We start from the raw sequence: 23,782 nt of genomic DNA, 5'->3' as shown, positions 1-23,782 counted from the left end.
CTGCATTCCGGATTGGGTGAGCAGGTGGGCGGTTTGCCGTTGGCGAAAGGGGATTGGCTAGCTTGCCGACCACATGCTCTGTTGCCAAGGGTGCGCGGTGTGCCGACACGTTTTATTCCTGACTATAATGCCCTGACGCCGCTAGCCCTTTTACCGGGGTATCAATTTGATAGCTTCAGCTCAGCGGCGCTGACGGCATTTTTCGATAGCGAATACACGGTTGATCAGCACAGTGATCGCATGGGCGTGCGGCTCAATGGACCTAGTGTGATGAGCAAGCAGCCGGGCATTGTCTCCGAAGGCATTGCGCTTGGGGCAGTGCAAGTGCCACCTGACGGCCAGCCGATTGTGTTGCTCAACGATCGGCAAACATTAGGCGGTTATCCTAAGCTTGGCTGTTTAACCCGTGCCAGCTTAAGCATGTTGGCACAAACGCGACCCGGCAAGATTGTTCGTTTTTATCCGGCCAAGCTGACCGATGCGTCAGCGCAATGGCAGGCGTTTGTGCAGTTTTTGACTGGATCTAGCCTGTAGAAACATTGATAGATGAGCCTCTGGAAGACAGAGGCTCATGAATGGGGATAACGCGCAAACGATGGACTAGCGGAAACGGCTAATTTGCTCGAGGGCTTTTTCCATTTGCGCAAAGTCAGGTGACGCGTTTTCTAAGGGTCGGTTGGTGTTATCCATGTATTGGTACTGACCACCTGCGCCCACTTCTAAAATGGTGTCGTCGGTTACTAACGCATAGCCGCTATAGTTTGATGATAACACCCAATCTTGCCCAGGGTTTGTCGCCAGCAAGTCATGACCAATCGCGTAGCTGGCCGGATCTGACGTCACGCCCAAATAATGCTTCATCAGGGTGGGCGTAACATCTTGGTGGCTGGTCAGCTGTTTGCCGGTATCGACCTGTTTTGCATCGATGCCGGGGCCTATCATCGCGAAAGGCACGTGTATTTGTGGGTCGGTAAAGTTACTGTTATGCCCCCAAAAATTCAGCTGGTTGTCATTCATTTCTTGGCCGTGATCACCGGTGACCACAATCAAGGTATTGTCGAACTCCCCGCTCTGTTTAAGTTCTTCAGCCACCTTGGCAACCAAGCTATCAACGTAACGCACGCTGGTCTTGTAGCGATTGAAAAACGGTGTCGGGTCGGTCTCGTTGTTTAACTTGAGGTAGTTGATTTCATCCAACATAGGCTGGTACTTCGGCGTGAAATCAGCGGGGAAGTCATAGCCATGCGGTGCATCATAGAATAAAAACGAGAATGTAGGACGAGTTGGGTCACGCTGCTGGTGCCAGCTCATCCAATCTTCGGTCAGATCCGCGTCTAGCTCGGCGGGAGAATCGCCATCAGAACCGTTGCGTAAATTGGGAACCTTAGCAAAAATGGTTTGGTTAAACTCCGGCTTTTCTAGCTGCGTCGCGGTAAAAATGCTACCTGATAATCCAGTGCCTGCAATCGATCCATCAGTACTGGCGATTGTTGGTTGGCAAGAAAACTGTGCCAATAGGTGCCGGGTATACCATAGAACAAACCAAAAATACCGGTGCGAGTCGCGTTACCCGTGGCCAAATGATGCGAATAAGTGCGGCCATTTTTCGCCAGCGCCCAAAGGTTGGGCGTATTGTCGGCATTGAAGGTGTCAGCGCGCCATGAGTCAACCACCAAAAACATGATATTCACTGGCTGTTCAACCTTGGTGGTTTCTAGTGGTGAGAGTGGATAGTTAAGGTCGCCTTCGCGGTCAACATCCATCGCTTTTTGCCGGGCCAACGCTTGCTCATCAATCCAGCCGTTTTTACGCATCATACTGTTGGCCGTGGCCGGATAGAAAAGTGGCAAATAACGCTTAACCGTTGTCACGGGTTGGTACGCATAGGCAGCGGCCCAAATATGAATCCCGTGCGTGGCGAGCAAGGTAAGAAAAGTGAGCAGAACAAATTTTTTACCGACTTTGTGCTGGTGGGGATAATGTGTACGCGATAGCGCGGCCAGCAGTCCCCATTGCGCGGCGAGGCAGGCGATTACACCACCGATCACCATCAACCAGGTGACGAGTGGGAAGCTGACGATTTGCCCTGCCAAAATAAGATCGAGCACCATAGCATTGATGTGAAATCGATACTGGGCGAAGACGACGGTATCGATGAAAAGGGTGATCACCCCAATGGAGGCAATCAAGGCGAGCAATGGTCGGCGCACTTTGGTTGGCAATAGCAAAAACGGGATTGTCAGCAAACCAACAATAGCGGCAAGTAAAGCCATCTGACTAAAGGTGCTCACCACGATGAAGGTAATGCCAAGTGGTTCCGTCGGAAAACTGGGTAGAAACGCAAAGTAGCGGCTGGCTATTGCCATTAAAACCAAGGCATTAATGGCTATAAACCAGCTGTGTGTTTGAAGTCGCGATTTAAAAGACATGGTTTTTCATCACAGTTGAGTTAATTAATCGGCAACGTAATGGGCGAGTTGCCGGGTTGTATGGTCACGGGCATTAGTGAATAAGCTGCGCACCAAAATGATGCCAAAGGATGGCGATCCAGACTACACCCGCTAAAAGCAAACTGACAAACACCGCTGCAGAGCCGATATCCTTTGCTCTGCCACTGAGCTCATGGCGCTCTTCACCGACTCGGTCGACCACGGCCTCAATGGCGGAATTAAGCAGCTCAACGATGATAACCAACACAATGACGCTGAACATCATCAAAGAGTCCATCAAAGGTAATTGTAGCCAGAGTAATAGGCTAAGCGCTGCGGCCAGCAATATAACCTCTTGGCGAACCGCAGCCTCATGCTGGAATGCCGCTTTTAAGCCAGCCCAAGAGTAGCCGGCAGCTTTAATGATACGCACAAGCCCGCGAGGCTTTTTTGGGGGGGATGTATTAGCGCCCATAAATACATTCTCGTAACAAGTGAGTCGATAGGCTGGCATTTTACATTTAACCGAGCCAACTGCATAATCGGCGCGATAACTTAATTGGAATTTGTTATGCCTCTGTTTACTCACGCCCCACGCTCCCTGTGTTTTTTGCGCCTATCTGCGATTGGCGATGTTTGTCATGCGGTCGCGGCGATTCAAGCAGTACAGCGTCATTGGCCGCAGACACAGATCACTTGGGTGGTTGGTAAAGTCGAAGCACAACTTTTAGCCGGGCTTGAAGGGGTGGAGCTGGTGGTGTTTGATAAAAAAGCGGGCTTGGCCGGTATGCGCCAGGTCTGGCGGCAGCTGAGAGATCGCCGGTTTGATGCGCTAGTGCATATGCAGCTTGCTTTACGCGCTAGTTTATTGACTGTGGGGATCGGCGCGCGTCATCGCGTGGGTTTTCATCGTCACCGAGCGAAAGAGGGACAGTGGCTGTTTACCAATAAACGGATCCCCGATACCCAATCTTGCCATGTGTTAGATAGCTTTTTCGCTTTTACGCAATACTTGGGTGTGCCGGTTAACCCGCCGCAGTGGCAATTGCCGCTTTCTAAAAACGATCATGCCTTTGCCGAAAAACAACTCGGTGACAAGCCACTATTGTGATCAGCCCTGCAGCGAGTAAAGATGAGCGCAACTGGCTGTCAGAGCGTTATGCAGAGTTTGCCGACTACGCGGTCGGTAAAGGTTATCAGGTAGTGCTGTGTGGCTCACCGGCAGCGCGTGAACAAACACTATCAGCGCGCATTATTGCGGCCGCTAATGTGCCGGTGATCAATTTAGTGGGGCAAACGAGTCTCAAGCAATTAGCCGCGGTGCTCGCGCGTGCCGATGCGGTACTGGCCCCCGATTCTGGCCCAGCACACATGGCAACTACGCAAGGCACGCCCATCTTGGGCCTTTATGGGCATAGCAACCCGAAGCGGACCGGCCCATACAATAATCTCGCGGATGTGGTCAGTGTTTACGAAACCTTTGCCGAACAGCAACATGGTAAGCCGATAGAACAATTGGCATGGAGCACGCGGGTGAAAGGCGATCACGTGATGGCTGCCATTGACACGCAGCAGGTGATCGACGCGTTTGAAAACATGATGGCGAAACATTCGTTTTGATGTTGGCGCCTCGGCTGATTGATCATACCAACGTGTCTCGGTTTCACTTTTCGTAGAGATTTAGTGTCATCCCAAATGGGGTGGCCTTCATGCTGCCGCAACTATCGCGGTGCATCACCTCCGCTTGTATGCTGTGAGTGAGAAGAGGACGACAGACGCGCTAAGTGGGAAACGGAACATATTGAACCAGGCAATGTCCCGAAAAAATAAAGGGTTATGATGTTTGACCTAGCCCGTTCGGCGCGGGCTAACAATCAGCTCTAGTACCATGTGAGGCACCGTCAAGGCGGCCAGTCCGATAAAAATGACGCGCATCAAAGCAGCATCACTGGGTAATTCCATTAGGAAAGGCAAAGCACCCAGGGCCAGCCCATAGGTCACCAGAGTGATGGGCGCTACCGCTTTCAACGCTCTCGCCAGCCGCGGATGCCCAAATCTCTAGCGACTAGTTCAAGATGGCGAGGGCTATGAAGAAAGCACCAGTAAGCAATAAAATATGCCAGTGGGTGGAGCAGGGCCGCCCCCGCGGCTAGCAGCAAGGGGTCGCGCCAGTCGCTGGTTGCCGGCTGGGGGTGCAGCGCTAGGCAAATCGCTAGTCCTCCTCCGCCAAGCGCAAGGGTGTAAGGCACGACAGCGATGATGTGAGCGGCATGGTTGGCACCAAGCATTTCAAACAGCTGCTGCACTTGTTCGGGGTGGAAGGTCACCGGAAGTGAAAGTACCCAAAGCCCATAGGCAGTACCGCCTAAATGACCAACCCGCACGGCAATATCATCGGCGAAATGCACTGCTGAGTAAAGCAGAAAAGCCGCCAATGCCGCATTGGGCACTTGCCACCAGATCGCTAGCACTCCCCCTCCCAATGTCAGGTACCCCAGATAGAACCATACGATTTGTGAAGTGCCCTTTAGCGGTAGGTGTCTTTTGGCCACTGCGGCATCCAGACTACCATGGGGCAAGCCGAGCAGGGCGGTACTGACGGCTAAGATGACATAAAGCGGCCATTCACCAGGCAATGCTGAGAAACAAAGGGCAACGACTAGGCCTATTGGAAACAACCAGAAAGCAGGTGGACGATTGGTCGACTGCATATCAGTGCCCGCCTAATGCGGAAAAACGTGGCAACGCAGCCTGTATCAAGGGAGCTGAGGGCAGTGCCTGTATAATCGCCAGCAGATCACCAGCACTGGGTTGGTCTCCCAGGAAGCGCCGTTGCTGAGCTGCCGTGGTGTTGGCGAATAACTGAAAGAACCAGCTGGACGCAGCGTTCGGGTGTTGACGAATTGCCTGCAAAAAGACCTTGTCCATCCATTCGATCGCCGGTGAACGCAGGCGTGGCGGAGTCAAGTGCCAGTCGTTGAGAGTGTGCGCTTTGAGAAGCTGTCTGGCTATATCGGCAGCGCCTGTTGACAGCTGGCAAACATATAACCTGTAGCTGGGCGCATCCAGCCGCCACGAATACCTGCGGACAGATAGCGTGAATTCAGGTGGGGGGGAGTGACTGGCATCATGGGTAGGCAGCCGATTTCGCTGCGCTGAACAACCCATCCCTTGCCCAGGTGTTCATCTAGCCAGCTTGCTAGCATCCACGGTAATTTGTCCGTCAGCAGGTTCTTACATGCCTCACTGTGTCGGTCAACGTCAAAGCAGGTCCATTCAACTAGCAGATGGTTTTCGTCCAGTGGGAGTAAATAGATAAAATGGATACCGTTATGACCAGTCTGAAAGTCCATCAGGCGGGCTTTTGACAGGTCATAGCCGTGATTTGGCTGGTAAACTACCGCACCGTGAAACACCTGCCAGACACCCTGTAACTGTGCCAGTGCGCTCAACGGCGGTGGGCGGGTATCGATCACCACCTTGGCGTTGAGATGACCCTGTGAGGTGGTTATGCGCAGTGACTGACTTTGCGGCGTAATGGCATCAACCTTAATGCCTCGTATCAGCGTGAACTCATTGCGTTTAGCTATCCTGCTATAGGCCGAGCGGCGCATGGCATCGGCAGACAGCATAGCGTAAGGGTGGTTGGGATCGCTATATTCCACCTGTTCACCTGCATTGCCTACCTGCCAGGATGGCCAGCGGTGACTGATTGCATCTTTGAAGGGGTGGGCAACTTGATCCCAGAAGCACCAGGTGCGGTCGTGGGTGTCTTCTTCACGCGCCTCAAGCAGAAGCAGGCGCGGCAGGGATGCATCCGCGGGTGCCAGCTCATCTAGCCAGCTGGTAATACTCAAGCCGGCAAGACCAGCGCCGAGAATGGCAATATCGATTTCCTGGGGGAGACTCATGGTCATAACTCCCCTGAGTTTAACGTATAGGGTTTTAGCCCATAGGCCGATACTTGCGCCTCCAGCGGCTGATGCAAAGCTGTATCATGCCAGGCGGGAGAAGTGTTAAACAGTGCGGGTAGTGCTAGCAGACTTTGCATCAGCTTGCTACTTTTGGGTACCACCACACGCTGAGCCCAGTAGTCCTCTTCGCTTAGGCTCTGAATACGCCGCCCGATCTTGCGATACACCCGCAGGGCAATGCCGATGGCTAGCCTAGTGCGCGGTGGTAGATATGCCAGACCCTGCCAGCCGCTTTCATAATAGGCTTCAGCACGTTCAATAAGGATCTCAATTGCTTGCCAGGCTTGGTGACGAGCTTGTGGCTCACCATGGGCAATAGCGTCAGCTGTTACCGGTTGCTTCAGCCAGGCTTGCGGGAGATAAACTCGGTTGTTTTGGGCATCTTCTAGTACATCTCGAGCAATATTGGTCATTTGCATCGCCACCCCAAGGTCGATGGCAAAGGCAAGGGAGTGATCTGGATCTCGGGTGTTTATCAACTGGCCCATCATCACACCGACAGTTCCCGCCGCTCCATAGGCATACGTCACCAGAGATTGTTCGTCCTCGAGCTGAACGGGAGAAATGTCGATTACCATGGTGGCCACCAGATCCCGCATTGCGTGCAGGCTGCGTGAATCCATTGCAAACAGTGCGATAATATCGGCTTCAAGGGCTTCAACGAGTGGTTGCTCGGCGTCTGTCAGTGCCCCATCTTTACTGGACGTTGCGTTGGTTTTGTTGGGGGGGATACCGTGTTGTAAATAAGCATTTAACCTTTCTTGCAAACAAGACAGTACCTTTTGAGCGCGCTGTCGTTGAGCTTCGTTTTCAGCGGTATCGGCAATATCATCTATTTGGCGGCAGATGTGGTAAAGGCGTGCGCTCGCCGCTAGCTGATGACGAGGCAGAAACAGGCCCGCCCAATAAAAGCTTTTCCCATGCTGGCGCAGGGTAGCCCGAGAAGTTACAGTAGCGGTGGTCATAATGCAGTAGTCTTGCCTTGGGGAGATGTGAATGTTCTGGGGCCAAAGGCATAATCTTCTTTGACCAGCTTTTCCACTACACCGGCTGATGACACTACACCAGGAACCCCAGCACCGGGGTGCGTCCCCGCACCGACAAAATACAGGTTTTGATAATGTGGCGAACGATTATGATAGCGAAAGCCCGCGGACTGAGTCAGTGTCGGGGCGATAGAAAAAGCGCTGCCGAACGGGCTGGATAGCGCCTCGTGGAAATAACGTGGCGACACGGTATGGGTCACCCCAAGCTGTTCAAACAGATCCGGCATCAGTCGCTGTTGCAGAGTCAATAGGATATTTTGAGTTAGTTTTGGTTCAAGCGTTTCCCAGTCTTGACACCCCTGAAGGTTAGGTACGGGAGCCAGAACATAGAAAGCATCGCCACCTGTCGGCGCCATCTCAGGATCGGTCGCGCTAGGCCGGTGCAGATACAGACTCAGATCTTCCGGCACGTCGTGGTCATCAAAAATTGTATCTAGAATTTCTTTGAAGGTATCACCAAACACTATAGTGTGGTGATTTAGCTCTTTATAGCAGCGATTGGTTAAAAAATAGACAACCACTAACCCCATGGATTGTTTCATACGACGCCGGAAACCATTGAGCAGTCTACCCCAATGCCCCATGGGCAGCCATTTTTCGTAGACATGCAGTGGGTCAGCGTTGCTGACTACAATATCCGTTTCGTGATGCTTATCACCGTTGACTTCGACGCCGGTCACACGACCATAACCAACGCGTAGCGCGGTAACTTCTTGACCAGTGTGAATAGTACCACCGTGGCGCTGAAAAAGATCGGCGAGTGCTGTGACCAGAGCGCCAGTGCCGCCCTTAGGATACCAGACACCGCCTCGTCGCTCCAAGGCATGGATCAAGCCATACAACGACGAAGTGTGGAATGGGTGCCCGCCGACCAACAGAGAAGGTACGGAAAAGGCGCGCCTGAGGCGCTCGTCATCAAAAAAGCGCGATACAAAGGTATATAGGCTTTTGTCTGCTCTCAGGCGCACCAAATCCGGCAAAACCTTTAGCATATCGGTAACTTTGGTGAATGGCTGCTCGGCTAGGTCAATAAAGCCGCGCTGATACATCTTCTCGGTGGCGGCCAAAAAATCTTTATAGGCGCCGCTCGTGCCAGGTGCCAGGCGCTCGATTTCAGCTATGGTGTCATCAATGTCACTTTTATAATCAAAGTGGCTTCCGTCGGCATAATCCATGCGATAGAAAGGCTCGACCGGCAAAAGCGTTACATGCTGTTCCAAACGTTCACCGAAACGCTCAAACAATTCTTCGAAAAGAAATGGTGCTGTAATAACCGTAGGACCAGCATCAAATGCCACCCCATCAAGATGGAAAACTCGGGCTCGGCCGCCGAGGTCACCATGTCGCTCCAACAACTCTACGTTCCAGCCGTCAGACAGAAGACGAAGCGCGACGGCTAGGCCGCCAAAACCTGAACCGATGACAATTGCCTTGTTTGTCTGATTGGTCGAACCAATGGATGAATGCGCTACAAAGGTATTGGATGTGTTCATGTGGCCGAGTCCTCTGGGCAAAGATGAAAGCAGCCCGCAATTGATTGATCATGTCTCACAAGCTGCTGACGAAGTTTGGCAAGAATAGCAGCTAAGGCAGTCGCCAGCTGGTCAGGAAAATGTTCAATCAACTTTTCAGCGCGAGATAACGATGCCGAGGCATGTCTGACGGCGCGCTGCATGGCGATTGCCACTGGGTTACCGGAACGTTTATCACTCAGCGGCCAGTGTTGTGGCCAAGCGTGATAGTCATGAAATTTAGATGGCCAGCAATGACTCAGATGATTGACATCAACATCGTCGAGATCATCAATAATCTGATAAGCCAGTCCGACGGCATTGGCAAAATAGCGGATCCGATCATGTTCCTCGCTAGTTAGCTTACCGCCTAATGCCCCAGCCTCAAGTGGCAGAGGCGATCAGGGGGGCTGTTTTTGCTAATGTCGCTTGCAAATAGTCGGTCAAGCGGACTTTTTTCTGGTATTCAGTGAAAAATTTTGCAGTATTGACGAACGACGTCTCAGTAGGAACTCTGGGTTTAGCAACTTCAATGCTCTGTCCGCCAATGACTTGGCTAGTGCGATCGGTCAGCAGCTGTAATAGAGCCAGTTGGTGAGAGGACGAATCGCTTACCAGTGCAGCGCGAAACGCCGCAGTCAACATCATATCCCCGGAACACAACGCCACGTTAGGATTGTAGCGCTTCCAGACAGTGGCCTGTCCGCGACGCTGAGCATCTCCGTCACACAGATCATCGTGGACCAATGAAGCATTGTGAATGAGTTCTGAGGCAGCCGCAGCCGCAATACGGTGTCTGATTGACGCTCCAAATGCCATGCCACTTAATAATGCCAAGCGCGCACGTAATTGACTACCAGGTACGTTCAAATGATAAAGACTGGCAGCGGTTGCAGGCCAGCTGTCAGGGGCATTTAGACTGCTGCGCATTAGTTCAGCGACGCTAACAAGTTCTGTGTCAATATCGCCATATTCGCTTTCCGTTAACAACACATCCTCGTATTTCGAAAACGTCTGATCGGTGTTGAGCGCATCTGTTACATTGAGCATCGCAGTTTGACCCAGCATTGCTATGTCCATACCAATACCCTTATTGTCATGGCCATCCGTGGCCAATAAAGCTCCTGTTATGAACGCCAACGTCTATGAAAGTGTTGACATTTCATCACTATCACCCGCAGCTTCAATAGTGGCTCTTTCTTCTTTCAATGCTTGTGATTTACGCATCGCGATAACAAAGATAAAGAGACCAAATACTGCTTTCGCTACAATGTCAGCGATGGTATAACCAATTTCGACAGCGGTGATGGCAGCACCACCTTGCAAGCCAACCAGCGGGAAAAGGTAGACAATGGGTAGAACAACCATGAACCAATGACCAAATAAGTAGATATTTTGATCAAATTCTTAACACTCTCAGGTTGCTGTGATATTGACTCTTTCAGTCCGACAACTAGCTGATATATGATGTAAACGAACGGAATCATAGACAGGACCCAAAACACAAAGCGTAGACCGCCCACATTGGATACTTCGCCTGGGTACCCTAAGATAATCATCAATGCAGCGGCTCCACCGAGCGTCGTTGATTTCTTGATGGTTTCTGCCTTGGAAAGGCGCATGACAAGAATAAGCTCAATGAGCAGCAACGGCACGGTTAGCAACCAATCTACGTAACGGTAAGCTTGATTGAAAGGTTTGCCTGTAGCAATGACTTCCCCCGATGTGATATCGGCTGCAGCATTCCAAGAGAACATTATGGACAGGTAATGGTAAGCTGCAATGGCAGTGACCAAACCTGTGATTGTGACAGCAAGACGGTATTCAGCGGCAAGTTCTGATTTCATCAGCCAAAAGAATAAGGTAGCTGCGGCTAATACGGCAAAGCCAAAAGAAAATGCGTTTTGGACAAATGAATATTGCCCTAAAGTTAGAAGCTCAATTTCCATAGGTTGTTATCTCCATTGGTGTTGATTAAGCATGCAGGCACCGGTCAAATGCTGTGTGAGGCTTTTGAGCACATAGTCAGTGTACTGCGAGATGTCAATAAAGGGTTGTCCATAAACTCAGTCAGTTATGACTGATTTGAGTGTAGTTGTGCCCATAAATAATTTCAATAATTTATATGTGATATTTTCCACAGCGCACGGATCTGTGATTTGAGTCACCTTGACTTTATTTTACATGAACACTCGTGATGCCATCGTTTTGAGCCGTGGAATCGAGGACAGCGTTGATGCATCATTTATGTTTGATGGTAGGGAGATCGGATACTAAAAAATGAGTGTCGAATAGCCCTTAGAGTCATGGTAATGGCGCTTTTTATATTGTGATGACCCAGGTTCGACGATTATCCTGAGCCATCCCCTTCCTATCCTTTATTCTTGATGCTTATGTCTAAAATGTTGGATTCCTAGTGGGTGTGTAAAAAACAGGCCCCGCGGGGCCTTTGCACTAAGGATGCCGATATTAGCTAGCGAGCTGGCGCAGCACGTAGTGGAGAATGCCGCCATGACGGTAATAATCCCACTCGACGGCGGTGTCGATGCGCACGTTGACGTCAAACTCCATGGTTTTGTCATCGCGCACGGCTCGCACTTTGAGGGTGGACGGTTCGCCACTGATCTCCTCAAAGTCGAACGCTTCTGTGCCATCCAGCCCTAGTGATTCAACGGAGTCGCCGTCTTTAAACTGCAACGGCAATACACCGAAGCCGACTAAGTTAGAGCGGTGAATACGCTCAAAGCTTTCGGCAATGACCGCTTTAATACCCAGCAGGTTAGTGCCTTTTGCCGCCCAGTCACGGCTCGAGCCCGTCCCATACTCTTTGCCGGCAAGAACCACCAATGGCGTGTCGTCTGCTTGATAGCGTTGACCCGCCTCATAAATACTCATTTGCTCATTGGTGGGCAAATAAGTGGTCATACCGCCTTCAGTGCCCGGGGCCATTTGGTTTTTCAAGCGCACGTTAGCAAAGGTGCCGCGCACCATCACCTCGTGGTTACCACGGCGTGAGCCATAGCTGTTAAAATCCTTCGGCTCAACACCTTTGGATTTCAAATACTCACCCGCTGGGCTGTCTGGCTTCAATCGCCCCGGCTGGCGAGATATGGTCAGTGGTGATGGAATCGCCCACTTTGACCACACAACGCGCCCCTTTGATTGGCTCTATCTCAGGGAGTGCCATGGTCATGCTATCAAAGTACGTCGGCTTTTTGACATAGGTCGATTCTGGCCATGAGTAGATCTCATCTTGTGGCACTGGGAGCTGTTGCCATGCCTCGGTTCCCGCAAACACATCGGCATATTTATCTTGATACAGCCTATCCGTCATTGCCGCCTGGATAGTGTCTGCCACTTCTTTTGGCGTTGGCCAAATATCGTTAAGATAAACGGGCTTACCGTGTTGATCCTTTCCTAGCGGCTCTTTGAGAACATCAATATTCATATTGCCAGCCAGTGCGTAGGCAACCACCAATGGCGGTGACGCCAGATAGTTGGCTTTCACATCTTGGTGTATACGGCCTTCAAAGTTACGGTTGCCGGAAAGCACACTGGTAGCGAGTAGGTCTGCAGAGCGAATGGCTTCAGTGATCGGCTCAGGCAAGGGGCCTGAGTTACCAATACAGGTGGTACAGCCAAAGCCGACGATATTAAAGCCAAGCGCCGCAAGCGGTTCGAGCAGGCCAACATTTTCTAGATAGGCCGGCACCACTTGTGAGCCTGGGGCGAATGATGTTTTAACCCACGGCTTGGTCTTTAAGCCAGCGCGTGTGCTTTTTGTGCTGACTAAACCAGCCGCCACTAACACAGCAGGATTCGACGTATTCGTGCAAGACGTAATTGCAGCGATCACAACCGCACCATGTTCAAGGTTGAATGTTTCTCCTTTGTATTCGACTTCCACTTTGCCCTGTTCGCGCAAGCTTGGGTTGTCTACGGCCGTTTGTCCGCCTTCGCTGGCAAAGCTTGCAATCACATTATTTGCGGCTGCCTGTTCTTTTTCTAGTAACTGATCAAACTGACTTTTCGCATCGGTTAAGGCAATGCGATCTTGTGGCCGTTTCGGACCGGCAAGACTGGATACAACATCGCCAAGATCAAGCTGCAAGGTATCGCTGTAGTCCGCGACAGGTGCGTCATCATCACGCCACAGACCTTGTGCTTGGCATAGGTTTCGACCAAGCTAATTTGATCGTCGGTACGGCCAGTTAAGCGCATGTAACTGAGGGTTTCATTATCTATCGGGAAAATACCGCATGTCGCGCCATACTCTGGGGCCATATTGGCAATAGTTGCGCGGTCAGCCAGTGGTAACTTCGCTAGGCCTGGGCCATAAAATTCAACAAATTTACCCACGACGCCGCGTTCACGTAGCATTTGGGTGACGGTGAGCACGAGGTCAGTGGCAGTCGCTGAAGCGGGCAGTTCGCCTTTTAACTCAAAACCCACGACTTCTGGGATCAGCATGGTGATGGGCTGGCCGAGCATCGCGGCTTCGGCTTCGATACCGCCAACTCCCCAACCAAGTACACCGAGTCCGTTAATCATGGTGGTGTGAGAATCCGTGCCAACCAGCGTGTCTGGCATCGCCAGCTTGTTGCCACCTTTCTCTTCGACGAGTACGCCGGGAGCGAGATATTCAAGGTTGACTTGGTGCACGATGCCAGTGCCTGGAGGTACGACACGGAAGTTGGAGAATGCTTGTTGGCCCCAACGTAAGAATTGGTAACGCTCGCCGTTACGCTCGAACTCAATCTCAGTGTTTTTTTTCAAAGAATCAACATGGCCGTAGTCATCAACCATCACTGAGTGGTCAATAACCAGATCAACCGCGCCGATCGGATTAATTTTAACCGGATCGCCTTTTAAGTCTCGCATGGCGGCACGCATGGCAGCTAAATCAACCACAGCGGGCACGCCGGTGAAGTCTTGCAGGACAACGCGAGCGGGTGTGAAGTTGACCTGATCTTGTCCGGCTTGATCAGCTTGCCACTGGCAAAGCGTACGAATGTCATCGGCAGAGACATTCTTGCCGTCTTCTTTGCGTAGCAAATTTTCTAGCAGGACTTTCAAGCAGTAAGGTAAGCGGCTGATATCGAATTGGTCTGAGAGCGCGTCTAATCGATAATAGTCGTAGGTTTCACCATTGACGTGTAGGGTACGTCGGGTGTTGAAGCTATCTTGGTGTTGAGATGGGTTGCTCACGGATGCCTCCCCTTGTCCGTTATTGTGAGTAAGAGAAGCGGCACCGATTATCGATTTGCCACTTCGCTCGGGGGATTGCTTATTTTTGCCACATTATTGTAAATGGGGTTTTGTTGAAGTTAAAGGTTCGTTATCACGATATAACCAATCACTGTCATCGATGATCTCTTTTATTTCAAGACTGTGGCTGATGATCATTCGAGCCTGAACCAGATGAGTCTACATGGTGGACCACGCCGCGAGGCGCGCCCTTGTCGGTCGAAAAACACGTTGGGACGATGTTTACCCAATAGTCGCGCCCAGAGGATTTTAAGTGCTGTGTTTACCATTAATCTAAGAGGAAAACGAGGATGAACCGAGCCTTCGAGCGGCGTCGATCGCGCATCTTGCCCTTGTACATACCAGCGCACGGCCCTATTTCTTCTTCATTCTCCCCATCAATGTGGTAGCACGCACTGTTTACACCAACGAAGGGAATAGTGGCACTGATGGTGTTAGCAATTGGTGTTTGACAACAATGCGCATACCATCGGTAAATCCCTTTTTCCGATAACTTGGCACAGGTTAATTGGTCTCTGCCACAGTAAATACGCAGTTGAGCAGGCGTAATCTGAAGTATTTCCGTTCCGCCCCCTGGACGCAATTCAGTATGATAGCCGAGTAGTTGTGCGTAAGACTGACAGTCTTGACAAAAGCACACACAGCGTTGGCTCTGCTGCGCGTCAATTATCTCGCCCATTATCTGCCCACATGAACATTGAATGGCTAAGCGTGCCATATCGTCTCTCCCTAAAACCAGCATTCTGTCTATGAGTATAGAGGTTGTGTGTTGAAACAGGTGTTATACCGACAAAGTAGGGCGGTTGAAGGGAGCAAGGTGTCTCAGTATCGTCCTTATGGCAACTTTTCGTGACAGAAAACAGGCTTTGTTGTTGTTTAAAATATGTCTTATTACCGATTTGATAGTGATTAATGCCAATGTTTAATAAATGTTAATTATTGAGGTGGAGACTTTCAATAGCTTAATGGTTTTCATCAGATTAAAACTCTGACTGATGGTTTATGGGTCGACAAATATAAGGCTTAAGCTGGAAATTATAGGATGTTTGGTTGAATATGGTGTGTAATGATTTTGTTAATTTTCGTTTTTGGACGGCGTTAGCATCAACGATGCACTTCGGCGCTATAGAAGGAGAAAGCCATGAATACCTCAACCTTACTCATGCAGCTTAATCAATTAGACGATAACCATATCAAACAGCTCCAGCCATCATTTAATCGTTTGCCTGGCACCTCGCATGCTGATGGGGGCTTTCGCTTGCGTCGTTATTCGATCGTCCATGTCTTTGATAGTGGGGTTGAAAAATTGCCCCCTCGGCCGTTTATGCAAACTTCTGATATCAATGAATTCCAAGGGGATGTGGCCCGCATGTTTGAAGATATTGAGCCAGAGACGGTTCAAACGCCTGGCTTTCATGCCATGTGTCGAACATTTCGCGATCTCTATCAGTTGAGTGACGATAACGATATTGAGATTCATCAGATCCGAATCCAAGCAGATGATCAGTCTGTGCAGGTTGCGCCAGAGGGGGTTCACCAAGATGGTTTTGATTATATTGCGATTGTGAGTGTTGGGCGAGACAACATCGAAGGCGGTGATTTTCAGGTTTTCCGTCACAAAACCAGCGCACCACTCTTTAGTCTACCTTTGATGCCGGGTGAAATGGCGGCGTTAGATGATCGTGCTCTCTGGCACTATGCCGAGCCCATTATACCCGTTAATCATGCGCAATCAGGCACGATGGATGTATTTGTACTCACTGCGACAAGGAAATAACGATGATACCGGCAGCCTTTTCTCCCCATGCAGTACGAGGCCGTTTCCCTGCATTAACGCAAACTATTGATGGCCAGTCCGTTGCCTTTTTTGATGGGCCTGGAGGCGCGCAAGTACCGCAATCCGTGCTGGATGCAATGGTGACATACTTGGGTCATTATAATGCGAACTTGGGTGGACAATTTTTTTCTGGGCATCACACCACCGCAATGATGCAACAGGCACGCGAGAGCGCCGCTGCTTTTGTCAATGCGCCATCGCCGAATTGTATGGTCTTTGGCCCCAACATGACTACGTTGACGTTTTCACTTAGCCGCGCGATTAGCCGTGATTGGCACGCGAGAGATGAAGTGGTTGTCTCGGCACTTGATCATTATTCAAATGTGTCTAGCTGGCAGCAAGCCGCGCACGATAAAGGCGCTATCGTCAAACAGGTGCGTGTTGATGAATCTAACTATTCTATCGATATGACGCATCTTGCCAGCCTTATTACCGACAAAACCAAACTGATCGCGGTGACACTAGCCTCCAACACCACCGGCAGTTTAGTGGATGTAGCGAAAGTGGTGGAGATGGCGAAAAAAGTCGGCGCCAAAGTGTATGTGGATGCGGTGCATTATGCCCCTCATCACTTAGTGGATGTACAGGCGCTAGGCTGTGACTTTCTCGCCTGTTCGGCGTATAAGTTTTTTGGCCCGCATGTTGGTTTTATGTATGTCGCGCCGAAGTGGGTGCAGACCTTACAGCCGTATAAAGTGGAGCCTGCCACCAATCAAGGTCCTGGCCGCTTCGAAACAGGCACGCAAAGTTTTGAGGCGATTGCTGGGTTTATTGCAGCGGTGGACTACCTCGCACAATGGGGCGAGCCGACGCATTCGCTACGAGAAAGACTGGTGGAAAGTTATGCGCAGTACCAAACCCACGAGCAGGCACTGTCAGCTCACTTTATTCAGTTGATGCGGGCCTACCCGAAAGTGCGAATCTATGGCATTACCGATGATAAGCAGCTTGTTCAACGCACCCCAACGTTTGCAATACGGATTGAAGGAGTGTCTCCGGCAGAGGTAGCTAAAACGCTTGGTGAGCAAAACTTGTGTGTTTGGAATGGTCACTTTTATGCACAAGGTTTGTGTGAGCAGCTTGATATTTTGGATAAAGGCGGTGTGATCCGCATCGGGATGATGCATTACAACACCATTGATGAAATTGACAGATTACATCAAGCCTTACTGCCATTTATTAACGATTAAGTTAAACCATCTTCTCAAGCGGCCAAAAGGGCCGCTTTTTTTTGCTCAAAGCTTGCTTGGTTTGATGTTCAAGTGTGAATCTATTCACAATGCAACATGGAAACGTTAGCTAGCGCATAGGCGAAAACCGGACTGAGCGTTAAGATGACACTTGTTTGAACTGCCCAAGAAATCATTCAAAAAATCAAGGCGAGACATATGACTGAAGAACAATACGCCTTTTGGCACCAATACCTTGCTACTCTACCCACAAACCAACGGCCAACCGATGATTTGGTCGTCGTGGATACCTTAAGTCATCATACGGTGAGAGCCAATGAGGTGGCGACATTGGTTAGCCTGAATAAAAAGAAAGCGCATTGCCGGTTGCGTAGCTCTTTGGAAGAGAAAAATGCGGTGATCTCGAAAAAGGGGCAATATAAGATTGTGCTTAATGGCCATCAAAGACCGGTTTGCATCGTGCGAATCACGCAAGTGAGCGATTGCCCGTTTAACCAAGTCAGCGCTGAATTTGCGGCACGTGAAGGCGAGGGAGACGGCTCTTACCAATGTTGGCACGAAGCGCATTGGGGCTATTTCTCCCAGTACGCCAAAACACACGGCCTGCATTTTGACGAGCACTCGGACGTGGTACTTGAGGAGTTTGAGAAAGTCTATCCATCTAAACACCAAAGCCGCATTTGAGCGGCTTTTTTGTGATTACGAGTTAGGGACAGGAACGTTTTTGTTTACTCACCCAAGTCCAAATTCATCTCATCGGCCCATGGCATTTCCGGCAGAGTGTCTAAGTTGGCTTCGTAACGTGATAACGTGAATTGCCCGTTATTTTGGCTGACGTCGTAGATCTCGACCATCAATGCACAGGCGATATATTCAATGGCTTCTTCGCGGGAATAGCCAGTCATACGCAGGCGCATAACTGTCTCGGCGACTTTTTTAGGCTCTTGGTCAGTAATTTGATTCTCGACGACCGTAATCAGGTCTTCGATACGCGTACTGGCTTCTTCTTGCATGGTTTCACTCGTTGTTTTTGATCGTGACGCCATCTTAGGACATCAACCAATCCCTAGCACGACATTTTTGAAATGCGTAGGTTACATACGTTTCAATAACCGTGGCTAATATGTTAATGATAACCATTATCGAAATGGTGTGTGAATGAAAAGGATATAATCATGGCGAAAACACGTATCGAAAAAGACAGTATGGGTAACGTTGAGGTACCTTCGGGTGCGCTGTATCAAGCACAAACGCAGCGTGCAGTGAATAACTTTGCGGTCAGCGACCAGACGATGCCTGAGGATTTTATTCGCGCGTTAGCCATGGTGAAACATGCAGCTGCAACGGCTAACGAAGAGCTGGGCTTACTGGATGGCAACATCGCACACGCGATTCGTCAAAGTGCTGAAGCCGTCATGGATGGTGAGCATTTAGCGCAGTTTCCGGTTGATGTGTTTCAGACCGGATCGGGGACTAGCTCAAACATGAATATGAACGAGGTACTTGCCACGTTGGCCTCTCGCCACAGTGGTGAGTCAGTTAGCCCCAACGATCATGTGAACATGAGTCAAAGCAGTAATGATTCTGTCCCTACTGCCATTCAAATCAGTGCCACATTAGGTTGTGAAAAAAACTTGCTACCGGCCCTTGCGCATTTACGGAGTGCCTTACAAGAGAAAAAACGCGCAGTCGGTCATATCGTTAAGACGGGTCGCACACATTTGATGGATGCGATGCCAGTGACGCTTGGACAGGAGCTGGAGGCTTGGTCGCAGCAAATAGAACACGCAATGGCTCAAGTGACACAAAGCTTATCGTCTGTTCGTGGATTGGCCCAAGGGGGTACAGCGGTAGGTACTGGGATCAATGCGCATCCCATGTTTGCAGAACGCTTTGCGCGAGCAGTATCTGAGTTAACAGGGACACCGTTTTCTGCCAGTGACAATCCATTTTTTGCCATTGGTAGTCAGGATGCGCTGGTGGCACTGCATGGTCAGTTAAAGACCAGCGCGGTGGCAACGATGAAACTGAGCAATGATTTGCGTTGGATGAATTCTGGTCCGTTAGCGGGCCTCGGTGAAATTGAGCTAGAAGCGCTTCAACCTGGCTCATCCATCATGCCGGGTAAAGTGAATCCCGTCATCCCAGAATCCGCTGCTATGGTCGCGGCGCAAGTCATGGGTAACGACACCACCGTCACTGTAGCCGGTCAATCGGGTAATTTTGAATTGAATGTGATGTTACCTGTGATTGCCTTAAACTTGCTGCAAAGTATTAATTTACTCGCAGGATCCAGCCGGCTGCTGGCGGATAAAGCGATTCGAAGCTTTAAGGTCAGAGAAGATAACTTGCAAGCCGCCCTGTCTCGAAACCCTATATTGGTGACGGCACTCAACCCGGTGGTTGGGTACTTAAAAGCCGCTGAAATAGCGAAAAAAGCCTATCAACAAGGACGTCCTATTCTGGATGTTGCAGACGAAGAAACTGACCTAGGCCGAGATAAATTGGCGGAGCTGCTCGATCCTACCAAACTGACTCAAGGTGGTATTGCAGAGTAATACGAAGGGCGAGACGGCCTCGCCCTTTAACGCATCAATCCATCTTTTTGAGCGCAATGGCATTCATACAAAAACGCAACCCTGACGGTTCGGGCCCATCAGGAAAGACGTGTCCGAGATGCGCATCGCAGGTTGCACATGTGGTTTCAACACGCGTCATGCTGTGGCTGGTATCTTTATGATACGCAATCGCGCTATCTTCAGCTGGCTGAGTAAAAGAGGGCCAGCCTGTTCCAGAGTCGAACTTTTCGTCGGCATCGAACAGCAAGGTGCCGCAGCATACGCAGCCATAACGGCCGGGTTCGAACAGGGTACAGCATACCAGAGCTAACGCGCGTTCTGTGCCTTTTTTACGTGTCACTCGGAAGGTTTCGTCACTGAGTTGTGCTTGCCACTCTTGCTTCGGTCTTTTCTACACGTGCGGGAGGCATGACTGTTGCCTTCTTCGCTCCGAGCGATGATGTCTTGCCATGTCAGCATGATGTCGTTCCTCTTGTTGACCGGACAGTAGCCCGTGCTACAAACGCCTAATGTTATGAATCCTATTAGTGGATGCAAGTAGTACGGTCGCTTTTTACTGCTCGGATCAACTTGATAGGGTACCAATCCCCCATTTTATCTCATCATCTAAATCATCTTTCACTTGATCGCGATAATCTTCCATATGTTGTTCAATCAAGTCATCAGGTTGTGAGAAAAACGCAATATGGAAAATCGCATCCCCTTCATTCACCACAGGGAGGGTGTGCTGACCAATGACGATACCACTTTGCTGGGCTTTGATTTCTGTTTCTGTCACGCCGGCAGGATCGCTGATAATGCCAATCACTTGACCGCTGTTGACACTTTCTCCAAGTGCAACATGGCTTCTCAATAACCCATCGGCTTCTGCTCGCACCCATTTTGTCGATCGGGCCGTAACGGGTTGATAAGGCGTTTTTCGACGTGTTTGACGTAACATGCCTAGATCGCGCATCACACGAATCACCCCGCGTACCCCGGCATTAATCGCATAAGGCTCAAAACGAAGTGCCTCGCCGGCTTCATAGGTGATTACCGGAATGCCAATACGCTCTGCTTCCGCGCGCAGCGACCCTTCACGCAATGCGGCATCGACCACCACCGGGGCACCAAATGCGGTTGCCATCGCGGCGGCATCTTGATTATCCAGATTAGCTCTTATCTGTGGCAAATTGGTACGATGGATGGCTGCTGTATGTAAATCGATGACATGACTGCATTGGCGAATCACTTGGTCAAAGAGCTGGTACGCCATTCTCCCTGCAATGGATCCTCGCTCTGAACCTGGGAACGAGCGATTTAGGTCTCGCCGGTCAGGGAGATACCGTGATTTGTGAATAAACCCAAATACATTCACAACAGGAATCGCAATTAATGTGCCATGCAGCTTTTTCGGATCGATTTTCGCCATGATTTGACGAACCACTTCAATGCCGTTGAGCTCATCACCATGTATGGCGGCGCAAACAAGCAGCACGGGACCGTTCAACTTGCCGTGCAGTACTTCGATACTGACGTTAAGCGGTGCGTGTGTATATAAACGCGCAATTTCAAGTTCGATGCTCGCTCGTTGACCGGATTGAACATGTTGTCCACCGATTTCGATGGCGTCGATTTTTTTAGCCCTTCCCACGTGTGCGTGTCCTTTGAGGTTTAGCGTTTTTTTCTATGTAATCAATGACCAAGCCAGCAACATCCTTACCTGTCGCACGCTCAATGCCTTCTAAGCCGGGCGATGAGTTGACTTCCATCACCAGCGGCCCTCGCTCTGAGCGCAACAGATCCACCCCTGCGACATTGAGGCCCATCGACTTTGCGGCTGCGACGGCGGTTCGACGCTCAGTTGGCGTGATTCTGATGAGTGTGGCAGTGCCACCACGGTGAAGGTTAGATCGAAACTCGCCCGGTTGCGCTTGGCGTTTCATCGCTGCAATCACCTTGTCACCGATAACAAAACAGCGAATATCGGCACCGCTAGATTCTCGAATATACTCTTGCACTAAGATATCAGCCTTAAGGCCCATAAATGCTTCGATCACACTCTCTGCGGCTTTTTTGGTCTCGGCGAGCACAACGCCAATGCCTTGTGTTCCTTCCAACAGTTTTACTACGACTGGGGTGCCGCCAACCATGGTAAGCAAGTCGGCAATATCGCCGGGCTTACTGGCAAAGCCGGTGTGCGGCATACCGATGCCTTTGCGCGATAGCAGCTGCATAGAACGCAGTTTATCCCGCGAACGCGTGATGGCGACCGATTCGTTCACCGGAAAGACGCCCATCATTTCAAACTGGCGTAAGACAGCACAGCCATAGTAGGTAACGGAGGCGCCAATACGTGGAATAATTGCATCGAATCCGCCAAGATCTTCCCCGGCTAAATGAATCGACGGTTGGGTTGAGTTAATACTCATATAGCAGCGTAATGCGTCAATGATTTTATAGTCATGTCCACGTTGTTCGCAGGCCTCGATGAGGCGGCGCGTGGAGTACAAATTTTTGTTGCGCGAGAGAATACCGATTTTCATTGTAGTTAGGGCTCCTATTTACTGAGGAGGAATGAAGACATGGGATCGACAATGATCTTACTTGCCATTGCGGTGCGTCCCAGTAACATACGAAATCGCATGTTATCGCGTGCGGTGAGTGTCATTTCTATTGGATAAGACAAGGATCCCGCTTTAAGCGTTGTTTGTATGACATAGCGCAGCTGCTCGTGGCCACCTGAGTCACGCACTATGCGTCGAGCGAGAACAGGGGCTTCGGCTTGAACGGCGGTTTTATCATCGCCTTGATTTGGGTGGATCCAGAATCGTACCCATGCCTGACCGCCTTTTTCGAACTCTTCGAGTTTAAAGGTGTGAAGACAGGAGGTGCGCGCGCCCGTATCAATCTTCGCTTTTATGCGGGCGATATCGAGCTCGGGGAGGCTCACCCATTCACGCCAACCGACACAGACTTTATCTTTCGATTTAACAGGTATTGTCATCATTACTCGTTGTTATTAAGCCCTCGTTTCACCATAGAAGTGAGAACGAATATGCGTGGTAAGAATCAGAAAAATCAGCGATGATATGTGATAACCATCGCATACCGATTGCGGCGATGTCATGGCATTTTTGGAGAAACGGGGGACCTTTATCGGTCTAACCCATGCTTTTTGGCCCATGGTTTCGTTAGGAAGGAAATATCATGCAAACCAGTGAGAGACAAGAAGTGATTGATGATCTGCTGTCAAAAGTTGATCAAGATTCGCTTGATGTCGTGCAAGACATTGAGCAAGCCCATAGTTTAGATAGTCTTGCGTTGCTGCTAGAAGCCTTACCGGTGACGGATCGCGTTGGCTTTTGGGAACAATTGTCGTCCTCATTACAGCTTCCTGTGTTGGCCGAAATGCGAGATGACGCCAGTGAAGCGATTATCCGCGCGGTGGATGACGACCAGTTGCACGCGCTTTTCGCAGACTTGGACGCTGATACCTTACTAGAACTGCAAGATGTTCTGAACGAGCCGTTACTAGAAGAAGCGCTAGGTCGGATGGATTCGGAGCAAAAGCAACGTTATGCCTCCGCCCAGCAGTATGCCGATAATCAGGTCGGGCATTGGTGTGATCATCAGCCTTTGGTCGTTCCTGCAAAAACCAAAATTAACGTGGTATTACGATGGTTGCGGCGCGTCATGCCGAAGTATTGTGATCACGTCTTTGTGGTCGATAGCCGTGGACTTTGGGTGGGCGCCGTGCCGATCCACAAGTTATTCGGTGCCGATGGTCTATTAAAAATCAGTGAACTGGTGCGAGACCAATTCCCAAGCTTGAATGCGCGTGATGACATCTACGCTAGCGCTGACAAAGTGGCAGAGTAGTGAAGAGGTTGTACCGTTACCCGGTTGTTCTAAGCATGATGGGATGGGAAGTCTTTGGATTGGCCGGATCCTTTGATTCTGGGGCTA

Annotated in this window: 21 protein-coding genes and 4 pseudogenes; 8 read left to right on the top strand and 17 right to left on the bottom strand. The window is 50.3% G+C overall.

The features are described from left to right. A partial coding sequence (locus DZ54_RS0102555) for a hypothetical protein (protein ID WP_025672995.1) occupies positions 1 to 534 on the top strand: 534 nt, incomplete at its 5' end. 66 nt (positions 535 to 600) lie between these two features. Here the strand turns inward: DZ54_RS0102555 and DZ54_RS18440 are convergent. Together DZ54_RS18440 and DZ54_RS0102545 are read right to left on the bottom strand one after the other, a co-directional pair. Continuing rightward, a pseudogene (locus DZ54_RS18440) lies at positions 601 to 2,429 on the bottom strand (DUF3413 domain-containing protein). Positions 2,430 to 2,502: 73 nt separating this feature from the next. Next, complete coding sequence (locus DZ54_RS0102545; RefSeq protein WP_025672994.1) at positions 2,503 to 2,904, bottom strand: diacylglycerol kinase; 402 nt, start codon at positions 2,902 to 2,904, stop codon at positions 2,503 to 2,505. A 96-nt stretch (positions 2,905 to 3,000) separates the two neighbouring features. On the opposite strand from DZ54_RS0102545, the pseudogene DZ54_RS18435 reads away from it, so the two are divergent. Next, positions 3,001 to 4,049, top strand: a pseudogene (locus tag DZ54_RS18435) (glycosyltransferase family 9 protein). A 228-nt stretch (positions 4,050 to 4,277) separates the two neighbouring features. Here the strand turns inward: DZ54_RS18435 and DZ54_RS26620 are convergent. The 5 genes from DZ54_RS26620 to crtI form a co-directional block, all read right to left on the bottom strand. Continuing rightward, positions 4,278 to 4,457, bottom strand: a complete 180-nt coding sequence (locus DZ54_RS26620; protein ID WP_025672993.1) for a Brp/Blh family beta-carotene 15,15'-dioxygenase — start codon at positions 4,455 to 4,457, stop codon at positions 4,278 to 4,280. Next, positions 4,454 to 5,140, bottom strand: coding sequence for a Brp/Blh family beta-carotene 15,15'-dioxygenase (locus tag DZ54_RS0102530; RefSeq protein ID WP_025672992.1), 687 nt, complete (start codon positions 5,138 to 5,140; stop codon positions 4,454 to 4,456). The genes DZ54_RS26620 and DZ54_RS0102530 overlap by 4 nt, the downstream gene beginning before the upstream one ends. 297 nt (positions 5,141 to 5,437) lie before the next feature. Next, a complete protein-coding gene (locus DZ54_RS18430; protein WP_164831542.1) occupies positions 5,438 to 6,340 on the bottom strand; it encodes a lycopene cyclase family protein in 903 nt (300 codons plus the stop codon). Positions 6,341 to 6,342: 2 nt separating this feature from the next. After that, a complete protein-coding gene (locus DZ54_RS0102520) occupies positions 6,343 to 7,368 on the bottom strand; it encodes a phytoene/squalene synthase family protein (RefSeq protein ID WP_025672991.1) in 1,026 nt (341 codons plus the stop codon). Next, a complete protein-coding gene (crtI, locus tag DZ54_RS0102515) occupies positions 7,365 to 8,942 on the bottom strand; it encodes a phytoene desaturase family protein (RefSeq protein WP_025672990.1) in 1,578 nt (525 codons plus the stop codon). Before crtI ends, DZ54_RS0102520 begins: the two co-directional genes overlap by 4 nt. 161 nt (positions 8,943 to 9,103) lie before the next feature. Here crtI and DZ54_RS23210 point away from each other — a divergent pair, with 161 nt between their 5' ends. Continuing rightward, positions 9,104 to 9,322 carry a hypothetical protein gene (locus DZ54_RS23210; RefSeq protein WP_025672989.1) on the top strand — a complete coding sequence of 73 codons (219 nt, stop codon included), beginning with the start codon at positions 9,104 to 9,106 and terminating at the stop codon, positions 9,320 to 9,322. A 22-nt stretch (positions 9,323 to 9,344) separates the two neighbouring features. Here the strand turns inward: DZ54_RS23210 and DZ54_RS23205 are convergent, their stop codons facing one another. The 5 genes and pseudogenes from DZ54_RS23205 to DZ54_RS18410 all read right to left on the bottom strand — a co-directional run bounded on the left by DZ54_RS23205 (position 9,345) and on the right by DZ54_RS18410 (position 14,946). Next, positions 9,345 to 10,076 carry a polyprenyl synthetase family protein gene (locus DZ54_RS23205; protein ID WP_025672988.1) on the bottom strand — a complete coding sequence of 244 codons (732 nt, stop codon included), beginning with the start codon at positions 10,074 to 10,076 and terminating at the stop codon, positions 9,345 to 9,347. Between the two features lie 149 nt (positions 10,077 to 10,225). Continuing rightward, a complete protein-coding gene (locus DZ54_RS18420; protein WP_205619360.1) occupies positions 10,226 to 10,909 on the bottom strand; it encodes a bacteriorhodopsin-like in 684 nt (227 codons plus the stop codon). 520 nt (positions 10,910 to 11,429) lie between these two features. Next, positions 11,430 to 12,020: a hypothetical protein gene (locus DZ54_RS26615; protein WP_276201975.1), complete on the bottom strand. Its 591-nt coding sequence runs from the start codon at positions 12,018 to 12,020 to the stop codon at positions 11,430 to 11,432. Positions 12,021 to 12,024: 4 nt separating this feature from the next. Further along, positions 12,025 to 14,168, bottom strand: a pseudogene (gene acnA, locus DZ54_RS18415) (aconitate hydratase AcnA). A 328-nt stretch (positions 14,169 to 14,496) separates the two neighbouring features. Next, complete coding sequence (locus tag DZ54_RS18410; protein ID WP_025672987.1) at positions 14,497 to 14,946, bottom strand: DUF6151 family protein; 450 nt, start codon at positions 14,944 to 14,946, stop codon at positions 14,497 to 14,499. 423 nt (positions 14,947 to 15,369) lie between these two features. Here DZ54_RS18410 and DZ54_RS0102480 point away from each other — a divergent pair, with 423 nt between their 5' ends. The 3 genes from DZ54_RS0102480 (at position 15,370) to DZ54_RS0102470 (ending at position 17,939) form a co-directional block, all read left to right on the top strand. Next, the gene (locus DZ54_RS0102480) at positions 15,370 to 16,005 is read left to right on the top strand and encodes a 2OG-Fe dioxygenase family protein (protein WP_025672986.1); all 636 of its coding nucleotides are present in this window, start codon (positions 15,370 to 15,372) and stop codon (positions 16,003 to 16,005) included. Positions 16,006 to 16,007: 2 nt separating this feature from the next. Next, a complete protein-coding gene (locus tag DZ54_RS0102475) occupies positions 16,008 to 17,255 on the top strand; it encodes a cysteine desulfurase-like protein (RefSeq protein WP_025672985.1) in 1,248 nt (415 codons plus the stop codon). 198 nt (positions 17,256 to 17,453) lie between these two features. Beyond that, complete coding sequence (locus tag DZ54_RS0102470) at positions 17,454 to 17,939, top strand: ASCH domain-containing protein (protein WP_025672984.1); 486 nt, start codon at positions 17,454 to 17,456, stop codon at positions 17,937 to 17,939. 44 nt (positions 17,940 to 17,983) lie between these two features. Here DZ54_RS0102470 and DZ54_RS0102465 read toward each other — a convergent pair whose 3' ends face one another. After that, positions 17,984 to 18,268, bottom strand: a complete 285-nt coding sequence (locus DZ54_RS0102465) for a hypothetical protein (protein WP_025672983.1) — start codon at positions 18,266 to 18,268, stop codon at positions 17,984 to 17,986. Positions 18,269 to 18,427: 159 nt separating this feature from the next. On the opposite strand from DZ54_RS0102465, the gene DZ54_RS0102460 reads away from it, so the two are divergent. After that, the gene (locus DZ54_RS0102460; protein WP_025672982.1) at positions 18,428 to 19,813 is read left to right on the top strand and encodes a class II fumarate hydratase; all 1,386 of its coding nucleotides are present in this window, start codon (positions 18,428 to 18,430) and stop codon (positions 19,811 to 19,813) included. A gap of 34 nt (positions 19,814 to 19,847) precedes the next feature. Here the strand turns inward: DZ54_RS0102460 and msrB are convergent. The 4 genes and pseudogenes from msrB to DZ54_RS18400 form a co-directional block, all read right to left on the bottom strand. Continuing rightward, positions 19,848 to 20,293 (bottom strand): annotated as a pseudogene (gene msrB / locus DZ54_RS18405) (peptide-methionine (R)-S-oxide reductase MsrB). 106 nt (positions 20,294 to 20,399) lie between these two features. Then, positions 20,400 to 21,467, bottom strand: coding sequence for a succinylglutamate desuccinylase/aspartoacylase family protein (locus DZ54_RS0102450; protein WP_025672981.1), 1,068 nt, complete (start codon positions 21,465 to 21,467; stop codon positions 20,400 to 20,402). Beyond that, positions 21,454 to 22,359 (bottom strand): 30S ribosomal protein S6--L-glutamate ligase, encoded by a 906-nt coding sequence (gene rimK, locus DZ54_RS0102445; RefSeq protein ID WP_025672980.1) that lies wholly within the window; start codon positions 22,357 to 22,359, stop codon positions 21,454 to 21,456. Before rimK ends, DZ54_RS0102450 begins: the two co-directional genes overlap by 14 nt. 14 nt (positions 22,360 to 22,373) lie before the next feature. Further along, on the bottom strand, positions 22,374 to 22,820 hold the full coding sequence (locus tag DZ54_RS18400; RefSeq protein ID WP_205619361.1) for an ATP-dependent zinc protease family protein: 447 nt from the start codon (positions 22,818 to 22,820) through the stop codon (positions 22,374 to 22,376). Positions 22,821 to 23,023: 203 nt separating this feature from the next. On the opposite strand from DZ54_RS18400, the gene DZ54_RS0102435 reads away from it, so the two are divergent. Beyond that, positions 23,024 to 23,695, top strand: coding sequence for a magnesium transporter MgtE N-terminal domain-containing protein (locus DZ54_RS0102435; RefSeq protein WP_025672979.1), 672 nt, complete (start codon positions 23,024 to 23,026; stop codon positions 23,693 to 23,695). The last annotated feature ends 87 nt before the right edge of the window (positions 23,696 to 23,782 follow it).

The sequence above is a fragment of the Salinivibrio socompensis S35 genome (genome assembly GCF_000513715.1).
In the GTDB taxonomy this organism is placed as follows: domain Bacteria; phylum Pseudomonadota; class Gammaproteobacteria; order Enterobacterales; family Vibrionaceae; genus Salinivibrio; species Salinivibrio socompensis.
This window is presented reverse-complemented; position numbering and strand designations above follow the sequence as displayed.